Here is a 13,909-nt window from a genome sequence, read left to right as displayed (position 1 = left end):
GCGGTCGGGTCGGGCGGGTCAGTCCGCGAGCAGGTCGGCGCTCTCGACGACGGTCGCGAACTCGCCGTCTAAGTGCGCGAGCGCGACGCGGTGGGAGGTCGCCGGGGCGATCCGCTCACCGTCCGGCGCCTCGCGGGCGTGGGTCGCGGTCGCGTCGGCGACCACGGACACGTCGTAGCCGCGGTTCTCCGCCTCGCGCGTCGTGGTCGAGACGCAGTGGTCGGTGGTGAGCCCGCAGACGACGAGCGACTCGTACCCTCCCTCGCGGAGCCACGCGTCGAGCCCGGAGTCGAGGAAGGCGCCGTTGACCGACTTCTCGAACGTCGGCTCCCCGTCGACGGGGGCCGTCTCCGGCTTCCACGCGAAACCGGGGGCGTCCGGGCGCAGCGGCGAGTCCGGCTCCGTCGAGGCGTGCCGGACGTGCGCGACGGGGCGGTCGCCGTCGCGCCAGCGGTCGAGCAGCGCGGCCGCGACCGCCTCGGCGTCGGGGTTGTTCCGCTCGCCCCAGCCCGGCTCGTCGAAGCCCGTCTGGAAGTCGACGAGGAGGAGGACGGCGTCGTCGGGGACGGCCGCGTCGCGCGTCGCGTCGCCGCCCGCCGGCCGCTCAGTCATCGCCGAGCCCAGACGTGACCGCCGCGTCCCCGTCGGCTGCCGAGGCGTCGTCGTCCGCGAACCGGCGCCACGCGCCGGGTTCGAGGAGGTCCGCCGGCGCCCGCGGGTGGTCGCGGGCCGGCGAGAGCGGGCAGGCGTCCGGGCTCGCGTCGTCGTCCTCGCGGAACAGGTACTGCGTCCACTCGCGGTCGCCCTCAACGCCCCAGTCGCCGAGGTCGGCGTGGGGGCAGACGCCGTCGTAGTCGCTCATCCGGTCGCGGATCGTCTCGCGAGCCCGCTCGCCGGCCTCGGTGTCGGCGGTGATCCCCTCGAAGACGGCGCGGGGCTGGAAGGTTATCTCCAGCCCGACCGGCGAGTACCGGCTCTTCCGCTCCTCGTAGAACGGCGCCCGCGACGTGGGGAACAGCGGCTCGCCGCCGAAGCAGAACTCCCAGCGCGGGGTGTCGGGATCGGTCGGGATGTCGTCGGGCCACGGCTCCGGGTCGTGGACGTGGAGGAACTCCAGCACGTGCCAGAGCCGCTCGTGGTAGTGCGCCTCGCCGCGCTCGCCGTCCGGCGGCCTGAAGAACACCGCGAGCGGCGCGCGGTCGGCGTGGCCGGGGTACGTCTCCAGGTACTCGACGAGCACGTCGCGCAGGCGCAACAGCGCGGCGGGGTCCGTCGTCGACTCGCAGGCGGCGTACAGGAGGTCGCCCTCGCGCTCGACCTCGATCCCGAAGTAGCAGGGGAACGGCGACCCGTCGCGCTCGCCCAGCATCGACTCCCGGAACGTCCGGTAGTGTTCGCGGAGCCACGGCGGCGCGTCGTCGAGCCGACCGCGGAGCGTCGCCTGGTCCAACAGCACGCCCTCGGTTCCGGGCTCGTTCATACCCGCATTCGGGGACAGACCGGCTTTTGGCTTTCGGGGAATCCGGCGCGGCGGGAGCGCGGGGGCGAAGGATCATCAGCGATCGCGCCGACGCTCACCGGCGGTATGGCGGCGGACGACCCGCGCGACCTCGAACGCTTCCTCAACGCGCAGGACGGCGTGATAGAGGCGGCCAGGCGGGAGCTGCGGTCGGAGCGGAAGCGCGGTCACCGGATGCGGTTCGTGTTCCCGCAGGTCGAGGGGGTAGGGAGCGGCCGGACCTCGCGGCGATACGCGATCGGGTCCCGGGAGGAGGCGGCCGCGTACCTCGCGCACCCGACGCTCGGGCCGCAGCTGCGGGAGTGTACGGCGATCGGCAACGGGACCGACGGGCGGACGGCCCGCGAGGTGTCCGGGGCGCCCGACGCCCTGAACTTCCGGTCGTGGATGACGCTGTTCGACGCGGTCGCGGACGGGTCCGAAGCCTTCGGGGCCGCGCTGGACCGCTACTACGACGAGCGCGACGAGGGGACGCTCCGGTTCCTGCGAGAGGAGTGAGGTCGGCGGTCGGGAAGTCGACCGCCCGACCGGGCCGACGCCCGGCTCAGTCGCCCGCCACCGCGAACCGCGAGGCGTCGCCCTCCTCGGTCGGCGCGGTGAGCAGCGAGACGCCAACGGTGAGGACCGCCGACAGCGCCATCAGCCCGAGCGCCACGTCCCAGCCGCCAGCGACGGTGCGCGGCAGCGTCGGGACGGCGTCGACGACCGCCGACAGCACCACCGCGAGGTACGCGACCTGCGGGACCGCGACGCCGGCGAGCATGCCCGTGCGCGTCGTCCGCGGCCAGTAGAGCGCGCAGATCACGGGGAGCGCGAGCAGCGCGAACCCGGAGAACGCGGTGCCCCCGACCTCGACCAGCGTCCCGGGGCGGAACAGGCTCGCGACGAACGCGAGCGCCGCGAACCCGGCGACGCCGACGCGCGCGACCCACGCCTCGCGGCGCTCGGAGGCGTCGGCGTTCACCACGGGCCGGTACACGTCCCGGGTGAAGTACGACGACCCCGACAGGAGCATCGAGTCGGACGAGGACATCATCGCGGCCATCGCGCCGGCGATAACGAGCGCCGTGAACCACGCCGGCGTGTACTCGCCGAGCACGACCGGGAGCACGTTCGCGTTCTCGGGGACCGTGACCGGCGTCCCGGCCGCCCACGCGCCGAGCATGAACGCGGGCAGGAAGAGCAGGAGGACGAGCACGGGCCACAGCGCGAACGACCGCTTCAGCGTCGCGGCCGACTTCGCGACGAAGAAGCGCTGGTTGATCTGCGGGAACATCGTCACGCCGAACGCGATGGTGACCGCCGTCGAGATGATGAACCCGGGCGTGTACGTCCCGCCGCCGAAGCTCCCGAACTCGGGGCGAGCGGCCAGCATTCCCTCGGTCGCGGCGCCGACGCCGCCGAGCGACGAGACCAGCCACGCGGCGGCGATCCAGACGACGGAGAGCATGAACAGCCCCTGAAGCGTGTCGGTCCACGCCACGCCGCGGAGCCCGGCGACGGCGACGTAGAGGATCATGAACGCCGTGATCAGCGCCGCGCCGCCCCAGTAGGGCACCGCGCCGTTCGTGAGCCCCACGAGCGCCTCGCCGGCGCCCATCTGCTGGAGCATGACGTACGGGAACAGCCAGAGGAGGCTGACGCCGGCGACCAGCGCGCGCAGGCCGGTCGAGCCGAACCGGTCGCCGAGCATCTCGCCGAGCGTCACGTAGCCGTTGCGGGCGCCGATCAGCCACTGCTTGTAGCCGATCACGTACCACAGCACCGCGAACAGCACGCCGTCGAGGGTGCCCATCACGATCAGCCACTCCGGGCCGGCCGCGTACGCGAGGTTCGGCCCGCCGAAGAAGGTGAACGCCGACAGCAGCGTGGCGAACGTCGTGAAGAGCAGCACGAGCGTGCCGATCGACCGGTTCGCGAGGTAGTAGTCCTCCGCCGTCGACTCCGAGACGCGGTACGCGACCAGCCCGAGCGCGAGCGCGGCGACGAGGTAGCCGACGACGACGCCGAGCGAGAGCCCCAGCGTCATCGGCGATCACCGTCGACGGGCGTCGGCGCGTCGCTGCCGGCGACGTCGCGATCCGGTCGCCGCCCCATCCCGCGCTCCCACGCGCCGCTCCGGACGAACAGCGCGAACAGGGCCGTACACAGTCCGAGCCACGCCACGTGCCACCAGATCCACACCGGCAGCCCCGCGACGACTGCGTCAACGCCCCACAGGGGCCACGGCACCGCGAAGGCCACGAGGACCGCGAACGTCGGTATCCACACGAGATCGCTCCGTGAACGCGTCATGTGAGAAAATAGTGTTTCCATAGGTACAAATAACCATCGAACAGATTCGGATAGGCTTTTCGTAGAGAAATTTTCTTCAATAGTCGGCGACGGAGGAGGAGGGTGCGATAGCTATTTTCCGCGAGGAGCGCAACCATACACGGACGGGCGCTACCGCCCGACATCACCATTCACCACTCATGAAAGACACAGAGAAATACCTGATACACGTCACCATCGCGGCCGACGGCGTCGTCGAGCGGAGCGACGTCGTCGGGGCGGTGTTCGGCCAGACGGAGGGGCTGCTCGGCGACGAGTTAGACCTCCGCGACCTCCAGGAGTCCTCGCGCGTCGGCCGGATCGACGTCTCCGTCGAGTCCGAGAACGGTCAGTCGTTCGGCGAGGTCACGGTCGCGTCGAGCCTGGACAAGGTCGAGACCGCCATCTTGGCGGCCGCGCTGGAGACGATAGACCGCATCGGTCCCTGTCACGCCTCCGTGGAGGTGACGAGCATCGAGGACGTGCGGGCGGCCAAGCGCCGCGAGGTCGTCGAGCGCGCCAAGGAGCTGATCGCCGGCGGCTTCGAGGAGACGAGCCTCGCGAGCAGCGACGTGTTAGACGAGGTGCGCGACGCCGCGCGCGTCGAGGGCATCGTCGACTACGAGGGGCTTCCGGCCGGACCGCGCGTCGGCGACTCCGACGCCGTCATCGTCGTCGAAGGGCGCGCCGACGTGCTCACGCTCCTCGACTGCGGGATCAAGAACGCCGTCGCGGTCGAGGGGACGAACGTCCCCGAGGCGGTCGCCGGCCTGACGGCCGACCGGACCGTCACCGCGTTCCTCGACGGCGACCGGGGCGGCGAGCTCATCCTCCGCGAGCTCGCGCAGGTCGGCGAGGTCGACTACGTCGCGTTCGCGCCGCCCGGCGAGTCCGTCGAGGACCTCGACCGCGACGCCGTCTTCGAGGCGCTCCGCGGGAAGGTGCCGTACGCCAGCCTCGCGGACGCCGCCGACCTCCGCGCGGCCGCCAGCGACGAGGAGGTCGCCGACGGCGACGACTCCGGGTCGGTCGCCCGCGTCGGCGACGGCGGGGCGGTGCCGGGCGACGCATCGGGCGGTGGCTCGACCGGCCCGTCGACTGAAACGACCTCGTCGCCCGAGGTCGAGTCGGAAGACGAGTCGTCAAAACCGGACGAGAGCGACGCGGCAGCTGAGACCGGTGACCTGTCCCCGGCCGACGGAGCGAGCGAGTCGGAGCCGACGTCGACCGACGACGCCGATCCCGGCTCGACACTCGACGCCGACGCGGCCTCTGCCGTCGAGCCCGACGCTGGATCGTCCGAGGAACCGGACACCGAGTTGGCCGAGGAGCCGGACGCCGAGTCGGCTGAGGAGTCAGACACCGAGTCGGCCGCGGAGCCGGAGCCCGACGAGAGTAACGACGAACGGGGCGACGCGACCGACGACGGACCCGACGAACAGCGGTCGATGGCGGTACACGTCGACGAGGTCGTCGACGGCGCGACCGGCCGCGCGCGGCTCCTCGGCGACGAGTTCGAGGTCCTCGACGAGGTCGACGCCGGCGAGGCGTTCGACGCGGTCGAGGGCGCCGAGCCCGCGCCGCACGCCGTCGTCGTCGACGGGACCGTCGACCAGCGGCTGCTCGACGTGGCGGCCCAGCGCGGCGTCGCCGACGTGGTGGGCCGCGACCTCGGCGAGTTCGTGAAGCGCCCGGTCGGAACGCGCGTCCTCGCGGCCGACGACGTTTGGGCCGGGAACTGAGGCGGGCCGGCCGGCGTTTCAGACCAGTCCGACCGCGCCCAGCAGCGCGAACAGCGCGTCGCCGTACGTCAGCGAGACGACGAGGCCGACCGCCATCGGGACGACAAACGGCATCCCGGGCGAGACCAGCACGCTGTCCTCGTGAGCGACGACGTCGAGACCGTCGCGGAGCGTCGCGGCGTCGGTGCCGTAGGCGCCGTGGTCGATGTCGTCGAGGAAGCGCTCGGCCGCCCAGGGGTCGTCGACCTCTGGGTCAGCGTCGGCCGCGTCGGCGGCGTTCGCGTCCTCGACTGCGCGTCCCCCGTCTGGGACCGCGTCGTCCACTGCGCGTCCCCCGTCGGTCCGCGGGCCGACGTGAGTCCCCCCGTCCGTCGGGTCGAACGTCTCGCCGACGGAGGCCGGGTCACGGAGGCCGTCGGGGTCGGCGCGCAGGTCGGCGAGCGTGAGCCCGCGCCAGCGGAGGTACATCCGGAGCGCGTCCAGGTCGAGCCCGCCCCGGGTGGGCCCCTCCGGCTCCTCGAACAGGCGGCCGTGGCGGTCCGGCAGCGAGTCGGTCGCGACCGGGCGCGCGAGGAACATGCTCGAGGAGACCTCGCCGCGGACGAGGTTGAGGGCGGCGAGGCCGACCGGGTACGCGAGCCCGATCAGGACGGTGTTCGTGAGGATCGTCAGCGAGAACACGCCGAGCTGGGTGCCCACGAGCGGGAGCGTGGCGCCCCCGACCTCGTAGGCCGGGAACGTCGGGAAGACCACCGCGAGCGCGATCATCGCCTTCGCGTCGGCGCCGCCGAACGCGCCGAGGTACCAGAAGGCGTAGCCGAGCGGCGCGACGAACAGCAGGCTAATCGCGGCCCGAACGAGGAAGATCCGCCCGTCGAACCCGGCGAACGGCCACAGCGAGGCGGCCTCCCAGACCAGGAGCAGCGCGCCGAACAGGTACAGCGGCGGCCAGAGCCGGTTCGGGAGGCGCCGGGTCCGGACGTCCCGGATCGCCGCCCACGCGAAGACGGGGACGACGAGCAGTCGGAGGAGGTCCGGCAGCGTCGCGACCATGTCACCACGGGCGAGACGGGGCCAATTAGGCGTTCGGGTTCGGCTATCGCGAGCGATAGCGCCCCGCGGTCCGCCGGGCGTCTCGTCCCGGTCCGGCGAGGCCCCGTCCCCCGATCCGCCGGCCCTTTGTGAGTCGCCCGCCGACCGGAGCGCGAGGCGCCACCGCCTCGGGACGAGCCTGTACGCCGGCCTCCTGTTCACCGTGCCCGGCCTCGTCGCGCGGGCGACCGGCCGGCCGTTCGTCTTCCCGAGCCTCGGCCCGTCCGCGTTCGTCCTCGCGTTCGACCGCCGGAGCGTGCGGGAGCGGGCCGTCCGCGTGGTCGGCGGTCACCTGATCGGCGGCGATCGCCGTCCGCGCCGCCGGCCCGGCGACGCCGCCCGCCCTCTCGCCCGAGGGGGTTCGCCTGACGGCGAGCGCGGTCGCCTCGCTCGTGGCGACCGGCTGGGCGATGATCGCGACCGGGACGGTCCACCCGCCGGCGTGCGCGACGACGCTCATCGTCTCGCTCGGCCTCCTCTCGACGCCGACGGAGGTGGCGATCACCGTCGCGAGCGTGACGGTCCTCGTCGCCTTCCACGCCGTCGTCATCCTGGCCTTCAAGCGCCTCGTCGGGGACACGCACCCGCTGTACGGCCGGGACGAGGCGACCGACGCGGACGGCTGACACGAGTCAGTCGCCGGACCGCTCCGATTCGTCCGGGCGGTCCGGCCGCCGGTCGAAGACGGCGAGTATCGGCTCGGGGTCGGCGAGGCCCGGGATCCGGTACTCGTCGTCGCGGAGCTCGATCGCGACGGTCTCGGTCCCGAGCCGCCGGTCGAGCCCGCTCCGCTCCACCCGGAGGTCCGTCTCGTCCCACGGTTCGACGCGCCAGAGCGCGGTGCCGAGCAGCCGGTCGCGGGCGACGAGCGCGTCGTCGCCGGCGCGGTACTCGACGAGCCCGTGCCGGAGTTCGTGGCCAATTGCGGCGAGGCCGAGCGGGAGGGCGACGGCGACCGCGAGGAGCGTGACGGCCGTTCCCCACTTCCCGCCGAGCGCGAACAGCGCGGCGCCGAGCGCGGGGAGCGCGGCGAGGTACCACAGCCCCGGGTGGCCGATCGGGGTCGTCAGCGCTCCCGCGACCCGCGTGCGGGGGGGCTGGCGGACCGTCTCGACCGGCTCCGCGAGCGAGCCGTCGACGGGCTCCGCCGGGGGCGGGTCGTAGGAGAAGCCCAGGTCGAGCGCGGACGACTCGTCGAGCGCAACTAACCGGTCGCCGTAGAGGCTCGCGAGGTCGAACGCGAACTTCACCGCGACGATGCCGAGCAGGAGGGGGAGACCGATCGCGTCCGGGTCGAGCGCCGATATCGGCGCGTCGCCCTCCAGCGTGCCCGCGGCGACGACCGTGACGGTGAACAGCGCGCCGAAGAAGATGGCCGCGCCGCGCGCGAACACCCCCTGAGTCGCCGTCTGGGCGCTGTGGTCGCGGTACTCGCCGCGACCGAAGTACTCGACGAGCGTCGTCGCCCCCTCGCCGACGAAGACGGCGAGGACCGCGAGCGTCACGGTGTCGAGCGCCCGCGGCGACAGCCCGCCGTCCGCGACGACGCCGACCGTGAGCGTGCCGACGACCCCCCAGACGACCGCGAGGATCGGGGCGGCGACCGGGAGGACGAGCAGCGACGAGACCCGGACCTCGACCCCGGTCCGCGGGACCGACAGCCCGCCGCGGCGCTGCGCGAGCGGGCCGACGATCAGCCCATCGCGCTCGATCTCGGACGGCCGGCCGGCGAACAGCGCGCGGACGAGCGCCCAGCCGGAGGCGATCCCGAGTTCGAACCAGTACAGCGTCATCAGCGCGGCCGCGTTCCAGCCGAGCGCGACGACGCCGACGAGCGGGAGCAGGGTGGCGACGGCGACCGAGAACGCGCGCGGTCGGCGGCCGCGACCGAGCGCGCGCAGGCGGTCGGGCAAGCGGGAGGAGGGCATCCGTCGGTCGTTCCGCGTCGTCGCACATAAGCGGTCTGGAGCGGGCCACCACAGGAACCGGGCGAGAGAACCGGCGCGGGCCGCCGCGGGGCCCGACCGACGGCGGCGTCCCCTTACCGCGCCGGGCCGGCCTCCCGGTGGAGGTAGAGGTACGCGAGCACCGGGACGATGGTGAAGACGAGCGTCGAGAGCGCCCAGAGGGGCGCGTAGCGGCTCCCGCGGGCCTTCGCGTCGCGGTAGATCCAGACCGCCGCGGCGACGACGACGCCGTAGATCACGAGCGTCAGCGGGAGCGACCACGGGAGGGCAATGCCGAGGGGGATCATGGCTCACCGGTGAGGTCCGCGCACATCACGAAGTCGGGTTCGGTCGCGACCGACACGCGGTTCGCGGCGACGTCGCTCACGTGGTCGACCGTCTCGGGGATCAGCACGCGGGCGCCGTCGGCGTCGGCCGCCGCGGCGTCGGCGGCGACGGCGTCGAACAGCGTCCCCGCCGCGTCGGCGTCGCGCCACGCGGCGACGCCGTACGTCGCCGTCCGGGTCGTCTCGCCGTCGACCTCGCGCTCCGTCACGCGCGTCCGGACCGCGACGCCGGCGACCGCGTCCGCGTCGCCGACCGCGAGGAGGCGGTCCTCGGCGGTCGCGGCCGCGAGCCGCCCGCGGGTGAGCTGCGAGCAGGCCCACGACTCGTCGGGGTCGAGCGCGAGCCCGCGCAGGTGGTCGCGCGCGTCGCTGTCGCTCCAGAACGCCCACGCCGCGTTCGGGTCCGGGTCGGCGAGGGGGCCGACGCCGGCGTCGGCCGCACCGTCGAGCGCGGTCGCGTCCGGGTCCGGCTCGGCGAACCGGAACTCCGTCTCGGGCTCGAAGCCGACGGCGCGCGACTGGCCGAGGCCCATGGCGTTCCACGAGAACACCATGTTGCGGCAGACGGCCGCGCCGCGCTCGCGGGCCCAGTCGAGGGCGGCCTCCGAGAGCGCCGTGCCGACGCCGTGGCCGCGGGCCGCGGGGTCGACGCGGATCCCCTGTCCCCACGCCTCCCACTCCGACAGCGAGACGGCCTGGATACAGCCGACGACCGCCTCGGGGTCGCCGGCGTCGGCGGCGCCGGTCCCGTCGCCCTCGACGCGCGTGTCGCCCGCTTCCCGGCCGTCGAGGTCGGCGGAAGCCGCGGCCTCCGGCGGGAGGGTCGCGACGAAGGTGCCGCGGTCGGGGTCGTCGTCGGCGGCCCAGTCGGGGAACACCCGCGGGATGTAGTCCTCGTGGCGCTCGCCCCACGTGTCCCGCGTGAAGGCCGCGACCGCGTCGGCGTCGGCGGGGCGCGCCTCGCGGACGGCGACCGCCGGGCCGCCGGCGGCGGACCCGCGACCGCTCATCGCCAGGGCCGCGACTCCTCGGTCAGCTCGCCGGCGAGGTCGCGGCCCATCGCCTCGGCGGGGTCGGAGCGGTTCGCCAGCGCCCACATGAGCTTCACCTTCGCGGTGCCGGGGAGGGTGTCGCCGGCCTCGACGACGCCCGCGTCGAGCAGGTCGCGGCCGGTGTCGTACACGCGGTCGCATACCCGGCCGGCCAGGCACTGGCTCGTCATGGCGACGACGGCGCCGCCCTCGACCAGCTCCTCGATCCGCGGGATGAGGTCGGTGTGGACGTGGCCGAGCCCGGTGCCCTCGATGACGACGCCGTCCTTCCCGTCGAGGTAGTCCCACGCCGCCGGGTCCATCCCGGGCGTGAACTTGACGAGTTCGACGTCGCCGTCGAGGCCGGACTCGACGCCGACGGTCCCCTCGTCGTCGCCCCGCGGGAGCGGCTCGCGGTTCCACTCGACGGCGGCGTCGGCCGCGTCGCCGTCGGCGCCCGCCTCGGCGGCCGCCTCGTAGTCGATGACGCCGAGGGGCGCGGCGCCGACCGTCTCGAAGGCGTCCCGACGGGAGGTGTGGTTCTTGCGGACGCGCGTGCCGCGGTGGAGCGCGCAGGCGTCGTCGGAGGGAGCGGCGTGCATACAGACGAGCGTCTCGGCGTGGTCGGCCTTCGCGGCCTCGACGGCGCAGACCGCGTTCATCACGTTGTCGGAGGAGGGGCGGTCCGCGGAGCGCTGGCTCCCCGTGAACACGACCGGCACGGGCGAGTCGAGCATGAAGGAGAGCGCGGACGCGGAGTACTGCATCGTGTCGGTGCCGTGCATCACCACGACGCCGTCGGCGCCCGCCTCGACCTCCTCGGCGACCGCCGCGGCGAGGTCGCGCCAGATGGACGGCTCCATGTTCTCCGAGAGGATGTTCGCGACGACCCGGCCGCGGTAGTTCGCGCGGCCGGCCAGCTCGGGGACCGCGCGGAGCACGTCCTCCGCGTCGAACTGGGCCGTGACGGCGCCGGTCCGGTAGTCGACGGTGGAGGCGATGGTCCCGCCGGTGGAGATGAGCGAGACGGTGGGCAGGTCGTCGTCGAAGGTGATCTCCGAGGTGGCGTCCCCGTCGCCGTCGGTCTCGGCCGCGGGGTCGACCTCGCGGACCCCGGACTCCACCACCTCGACGTCGGCCGCCTCGCGGTCGATGCCGACGTTGTAGCCGCCGTCGAGCTTGACGACGAGGTGGTCGCGCGTCGTGGAGGGGAGCAGTACGCCCTCGTTGGTGACGCCCCCGCGCTCGACGCGGACGCGATCTCCCGGTTGCATACGCCCCGGTTCCGCCGGGGCGGACTTGAATCCAACCGTTCGCGGCGCGGAGCGGTAGGGCGACGGGAAACAGGAGAGAAGACGGAGGCCGGCGGCTATCGGCCGATCGCGGGAGCGGCGGGCGGCGGGGTCAGTGCTCGATGTACTCGGCTTCCCAGTCGGTCCGGGCCTCGATTTCGCGTCGTCCGCGGCGAGTCAGCGTGTAGTAGTTCGTGCGGCGGTCGCGCTGGCCCTTCTCGACGAGCCCCTTCTCGACGAGCGTGTCGAGGTTCGGGTAGAGGCGGCCGTGGTGGATCTCCTTCTCGTAGTACTCTTCGAGCTCCTCTTTGATGGCCAGCCCGTGCGGCTCGTCGAGCCCCGCGATCACGTAGAGCAGGTCTCGCTGAAAACCTGTGAGGTCGTACATACAACTGCCTCTACATACCTGTCGAAAATAAATAAATATACCGTTATATCAGTCCACGTACGACCGGCGAGCGGGCCCTGCGTCCCCGGAACACCGGACTCCGTTCTGTCAACTCCGCAACCGTCGCGTGAGTCCGGACCGCGTGTTCACCGGCGGCAGTCGTTTCGGTTGAGTGATACGTGTCGTTGACCGGGGCGAAAGGCGCACTCGGAGGCGAGTGACGGAACTGCGCTGCGGTCCGGCGGCGACGCTCGGTCCGGACGTGGTACCGCGCGCTCCGCTCGGGCGCGACGCGAGACGGACCGACCGCTAGGCGGTCGAGCGTCGGAAGAAGGCACGCCCGACGCGGAAAAAAGCCGCGTCGGGCCTGCCGATTGGTCCCCGCTGACGCTTCGGCCCTCCAGACGAAGCGTCACCCGATTGTACAGCGTAGAGAGTCATAAACGTGTCGTACGTCGCTCACATATGTTCCTCTTCTAACACCCAGCCGAGCGCGCGCTTGTAGTGCGCGAACAGTTCCTCGACGCCGCGGTGGTTCATCTCCTCGTCGTCCAACTGCTCGCGGAGGAACTCGTACTGCTCTCTGACCTCCTCTTCGGAGCGCATGCGAGACGGATAGGGAGCGGTCCCGGATAGTGTTGTGGCCGACGGTGGCCGTTTCGGGGTCGGCGGCGGAGGACGGTCGGCGTCCGACCCGCGGCGCTCGGGGGACGGGGACCGCGCGGCTGGGACGCCGATCAGCGGTACCACGCGACCAAGACGCCGCCCACCATCGACACGCCGACGGCGGTCAGGAGTCCGCCGAGGCGCACCGACCCGTCGAGCGTCGTCACTCCGAGGAGCATCGACACGCCGATCATCGTCGCCAGGGCGCCGGCGATCAGGAACAGGGCGCCCCACACGACGTCGGGGACCAGTTCCGCTACCGCGCCGAAGAGCACGTCGAATATCTCGTCGAGCATGGGGACCGGGCGTGTGCGGTGACGGCGCTCCCGAAGAAAACGCTGTCGCCGGTCGCCCGCGAACGGTAACGTTGATACGTCGACCGCGGGTACGAGAGGAGACGATGGACGACCGGACCCGCGAGTACCTCCGGGGGCGGTTCGGCGACTACTACCGGTCGGTGTCGCTGTCGCTCCCGCCCGACGCGAACCTCCGCGAGTGGGGCCACATCCCGTGGACCCCCGGGTCCGGGACGACGATGGTCCGGCACCGGTCGCTGTTCGACCTCGGCGACGTGGACACGTTCTTCGCGGACAACGCCCCCCGGCACGCCTACTTCTCGGCCGCGCGCTACGACGACCCCGGCGCGGCGACGATGGGACAGAAGGGGTGGCGGAACGCCGACCTCGTCTTCGACCTGGACGCCGACCACCTCCCCGGCGTCGACCCGGAGACCACCTCGTACCCGGAGATGCTGGCGGCGTGTAAGGACGCGCTCCTTCGGTTGTTGGACTTCATCGACGACGACTTCGCGTTCGAGGACGTGACCGTCGTCTTCTCGGGCGGGCGCGGCTACCACGTCCACGTCCGCGACGAGGGCGTGAGGGGGTTAGACAGCGACGCGCGCCGCGAGATCGTCGACTACGTGCGGGCCATCGACCTGGACACCGACGGCCTGATCCAGACCGTCTCCGACCGGGGGACGACGAAGCGCGTCCTCCGCACCGAGGGGGGGTGGGGGGCGCGCGTCCACGACGCCCTGGTCGAGTACGCCGACGACCTCCGGGAGATGAACGACGAGGCCGCGCGCGAGGAGCTGATGAAGTTTGATGGGATAGGTGAGAAAGGGGCGAAGACGATCCTCGGCGCGTTCGACCGGAACCCGACGGCGGTGCGCGAGGGCAACGTGGAGGCCGGCGGGCCCGGGGTGCGCCGGCTCGTCTCGGCGCTCGCCGCGCGCGTCGCCGCGGAGGACGCCGCGCCGATCGACGAGCCGGTGACCACCGACACGCGGCGGCTCATCCGGCTGCCGGGGACGCTCCACGGCGGCTCCGCCCTGGTCGTCACGCCGCTGCACCGGGACGAGATCGCCGACTTCGACCCGCTCCGGGACGCCGTCCCGGAGCGGTTCGTCGGCCGCGAGATCCGGATCGAGACGGACGCGGATCGGACGGTAGAATTAAACGGCGAGCGCGTCAGAGTTGAATCTGGTAGAAACACCGTGCCCGAGTTCGCGGGGGCGTTCCTGATGGCCCGCGGCGAGGCGCGGAAAGCCCCCGAACGATGACCGACGAGC

General features: G+C 72.7%; 15 protein-coding genes and 1 pseudogene. 4 read left to right on the top strand and 12 right to left on the bottom strand.

Annotation, left to right across the window (positions count from 1 at the left end; all coding sequences use genetic code 11):
* Window positions 1-18 precede the first annotated feature (18 nt).
* Complete coding sequence (locus AMR74_RS03290) at window positions 19-612, bottom strand: cysteine hydrolase family protein (protein ID WP_053770624.1); 594 nt, start codon at window positions 610-612, stop codon at window positions 19-21.
* Entirely contained in the window at window positions 605-1,480 is an 876-nt protein-coding gene (locus tag AMR74_RS03285) for a YqcI/YcgG family protein (protein WP_053770623.1), read from the bottom strand. Before AMR74_RS03285 ends, AMR74_RS03290 begins: the two co-directional genes overlap by 8 nt.
* 105 nt (window positions 1,481-1,585) lie before the next feature.
* Between AMR74_RS03285 and AMR74_RS03280 the strand changes: the two genes are divergently transcribed.
* Window positions 1,586-2,017, top strand: coding sequence for a DUF1810 domain-containing protein (locus tag AMR74_RS03280; protein ID WP_053770622.1), 432 nt, complete (start codon window positions 1,586-1,588; stop codon window positions 2,015-2,017).
* Between the two features lie 46 nt (window positions 2,018-2,063).
* Here the strand turns inward: AMR74_RS03280 and AMR74_RS03275 are convergent, their stop codons facing one another.
* Window positions 2,064-3,548 carry a sodium:solute symporter family protein gene (locus tag AMR74_RS03275; protein WP_053770621.1) on the bottom strand — a complete coding sequence of 495 codons (1,485 nt, stop codon included), beginning with the start codon at window positions 3,546-3,548 and terminating at the stop codon, window positions 2,064-2,066.
* Window positions 3,545-3,814: a DUF3311 domain-containing protein gene (locus AMR74_RS03270; protein WP_053770620.1), complete on the bottom strand. Its 270-nt coding sequence runs from the start codon at window positions 3,812-3,814 to the stop codon at window positions 3,545-3,547. Before AMR74_RS03270 ends, AMR74_RS03275 begins: the two co-directional genes overlap by 4 nt.
* Before the next feature lie 179 nt (window positions 3,815-3,993).
* Here AMR74_RS03270 and dnaG point away from each other — a divergent pair, with 179 nt between their 5' ends.
* The gene (gene dnaG / locus AMR74_RS03265) at window positions 3,994-5,574 is read left to right on the top strand and encodes a DNA primase DnaG (protein WP_053770619.1); all 1,581 of its coding nucleotides are present in this window, start codon (window positions 3,994-3,996) and stop codon (window positions 5,572-5,574) included.
* Between the two features lie 18 nt (window positions 5,575-5,592).
* Here dnaG and AMR74_RS03260 read toward each other — a convergent pair whose 3' ends face one another.
* A complete protein-coding gene (locus AMR74_RS03260) occupies window positions 5,593-6,627 on the bottom strand; it encodes an A24 family peptidase (protein WP_053770618.1) in 1,035 nt (344 codons plus the stop codon).
* Between the two features lie 178 nt (window positions 6,628-6,805).
* Here AMR74_RS03260 and AMR74_RS03255 point away from each other — a divergent pair.
* Window positions 6,806-7,292 (top strand): annotated as a pseudogene (locus tag AMR74_RS03255) (HPP family protein).
* A gap of 6 nt (window positions 7,293-7,298) precedes the next feature.
* Here the strand turns inward: AMR74_RS03255 and AMR74_RS03250 are convergent.
* The 7 genes from AMR74_RS03250 to AMR74_RS03225 all read right to left on the bottom strand — a co-directional run bounded on the left by AMR74_RS03250 (window position 7,299) and on the right by AMR74_RS03225 (window position 12,632).
* The gene (locus AMR74_RS03250) at window positions 7,299-8,594 is read right to left on the bottom strand and encodes a DUF6498-containing protein (protein WP_053770617.1); all 1,296 of its coding nucleotides are present in this window, start codon (window positions 8,592-8,594) and stop codon (window positions 7,299-7,301) included.
* Window positions 8,595-8,707: 113 nt separating this feature from the next.
* A complete protein-coding gene (locus AMR74_RS03245; protein ID WP_053770616.1) occupies window positions 8,708-8,920 on the bottom strand; it encodes a hypothetical protein in 213 nt (70 codons plus the stop codon).
* A complete protein-coding gene (locus tag AMR74_RS03240) occupies window positions 8,917-9,969 on the bottom strand; it encodes a GNAT family N-acetyltransferase (protein WP_053770615.1) in 1,053 nt (350 codons plus the stop codon). The genes AMR74_RS03245 and AMR74_RS03240 overlap by 4 nt, the downstream gene beginning before the upstream one ends.
* Complete coding sequence (gatD, locus tag AMR74_RS03235) at window positions 9,966-11,264, bottom strand: Glu-tRNA(Gln) amidotransferase subunit GatD (protein ID WP_053770614.1); 1,299 nt, start codon at window positions 11,262-11,264, stop codon at window positions 9,966-9,968. Before gatD ends, AMR74_RS03240 begins: the two co-directional genes overlap by 4 nt.
* A gap of 130 nt (window positions 11,265-11,394) precedes the next feature.
* Window positions 11,395-11,670, bottom strand: coding sequence for a PadR family transcriptional regulator (locus AMR74_RS03230; protein WP_004597247.1), 276 nt, complete (start codon window positions 11,668-11,670; stop codon window positions 11,395-11,397).
* 459 nt (window positions 11,671-12,129) lie between these two features.
* Window positions 12,130-12,276 (bottom strand): hypothetical protein, encoded by a 147-nt coding sequence (locus AMR74_RS18965; RefSeq protein WP_006112955.1) that lies wholly within the window; start codon window positions 12,274-12,276, stop codon window positions 12,130-12,132.
* 131 nt (window positions 12,277-12,407) lie between these two features.
* Window positions 12,408-12,632, bottom strand: coding sequence for a hypothetical protein (locus tag AMR74_RS03225; RefSeq protein ID WP_053770613.1), 225 nt, complete (start codon window positions 12,630-12,632; stop codon window positions 12,408-12,410).
* 104 nt (window positions 12,633-12,736) lie between these two features.
* On the opposite strand from AMR74_RS03225, the gene priS reads away from it, so the two are divergent.
* Window positions 12,737-13,900 (top strand): DNA primase small subunit PriS, encoded by a 1,164-nt coding sequence (gene priS, locus AMR74_RS03220; protein WP_053770612.1) that lies wholly within the window; start codon window positions 12,737-12,739, stop codon window positions 13,898-13,900.
* Window positions 13,901-13,909 lie beyond the last annotated feature (9 nt).

This window comes from Halorubrum tropicale (assembly GCF_001280455.1).
In the GTDB taxonomy this organism is placed as follows: domain Archaea; phylum Halobacteriota; class Halobacteria; order Halobacteriales; family Haloferacaceae; genus Halorubrum; species Halorubrum tropicale.
This window is presented reverse-complemented; position numbering and strand designations above follow the sequence as displayed.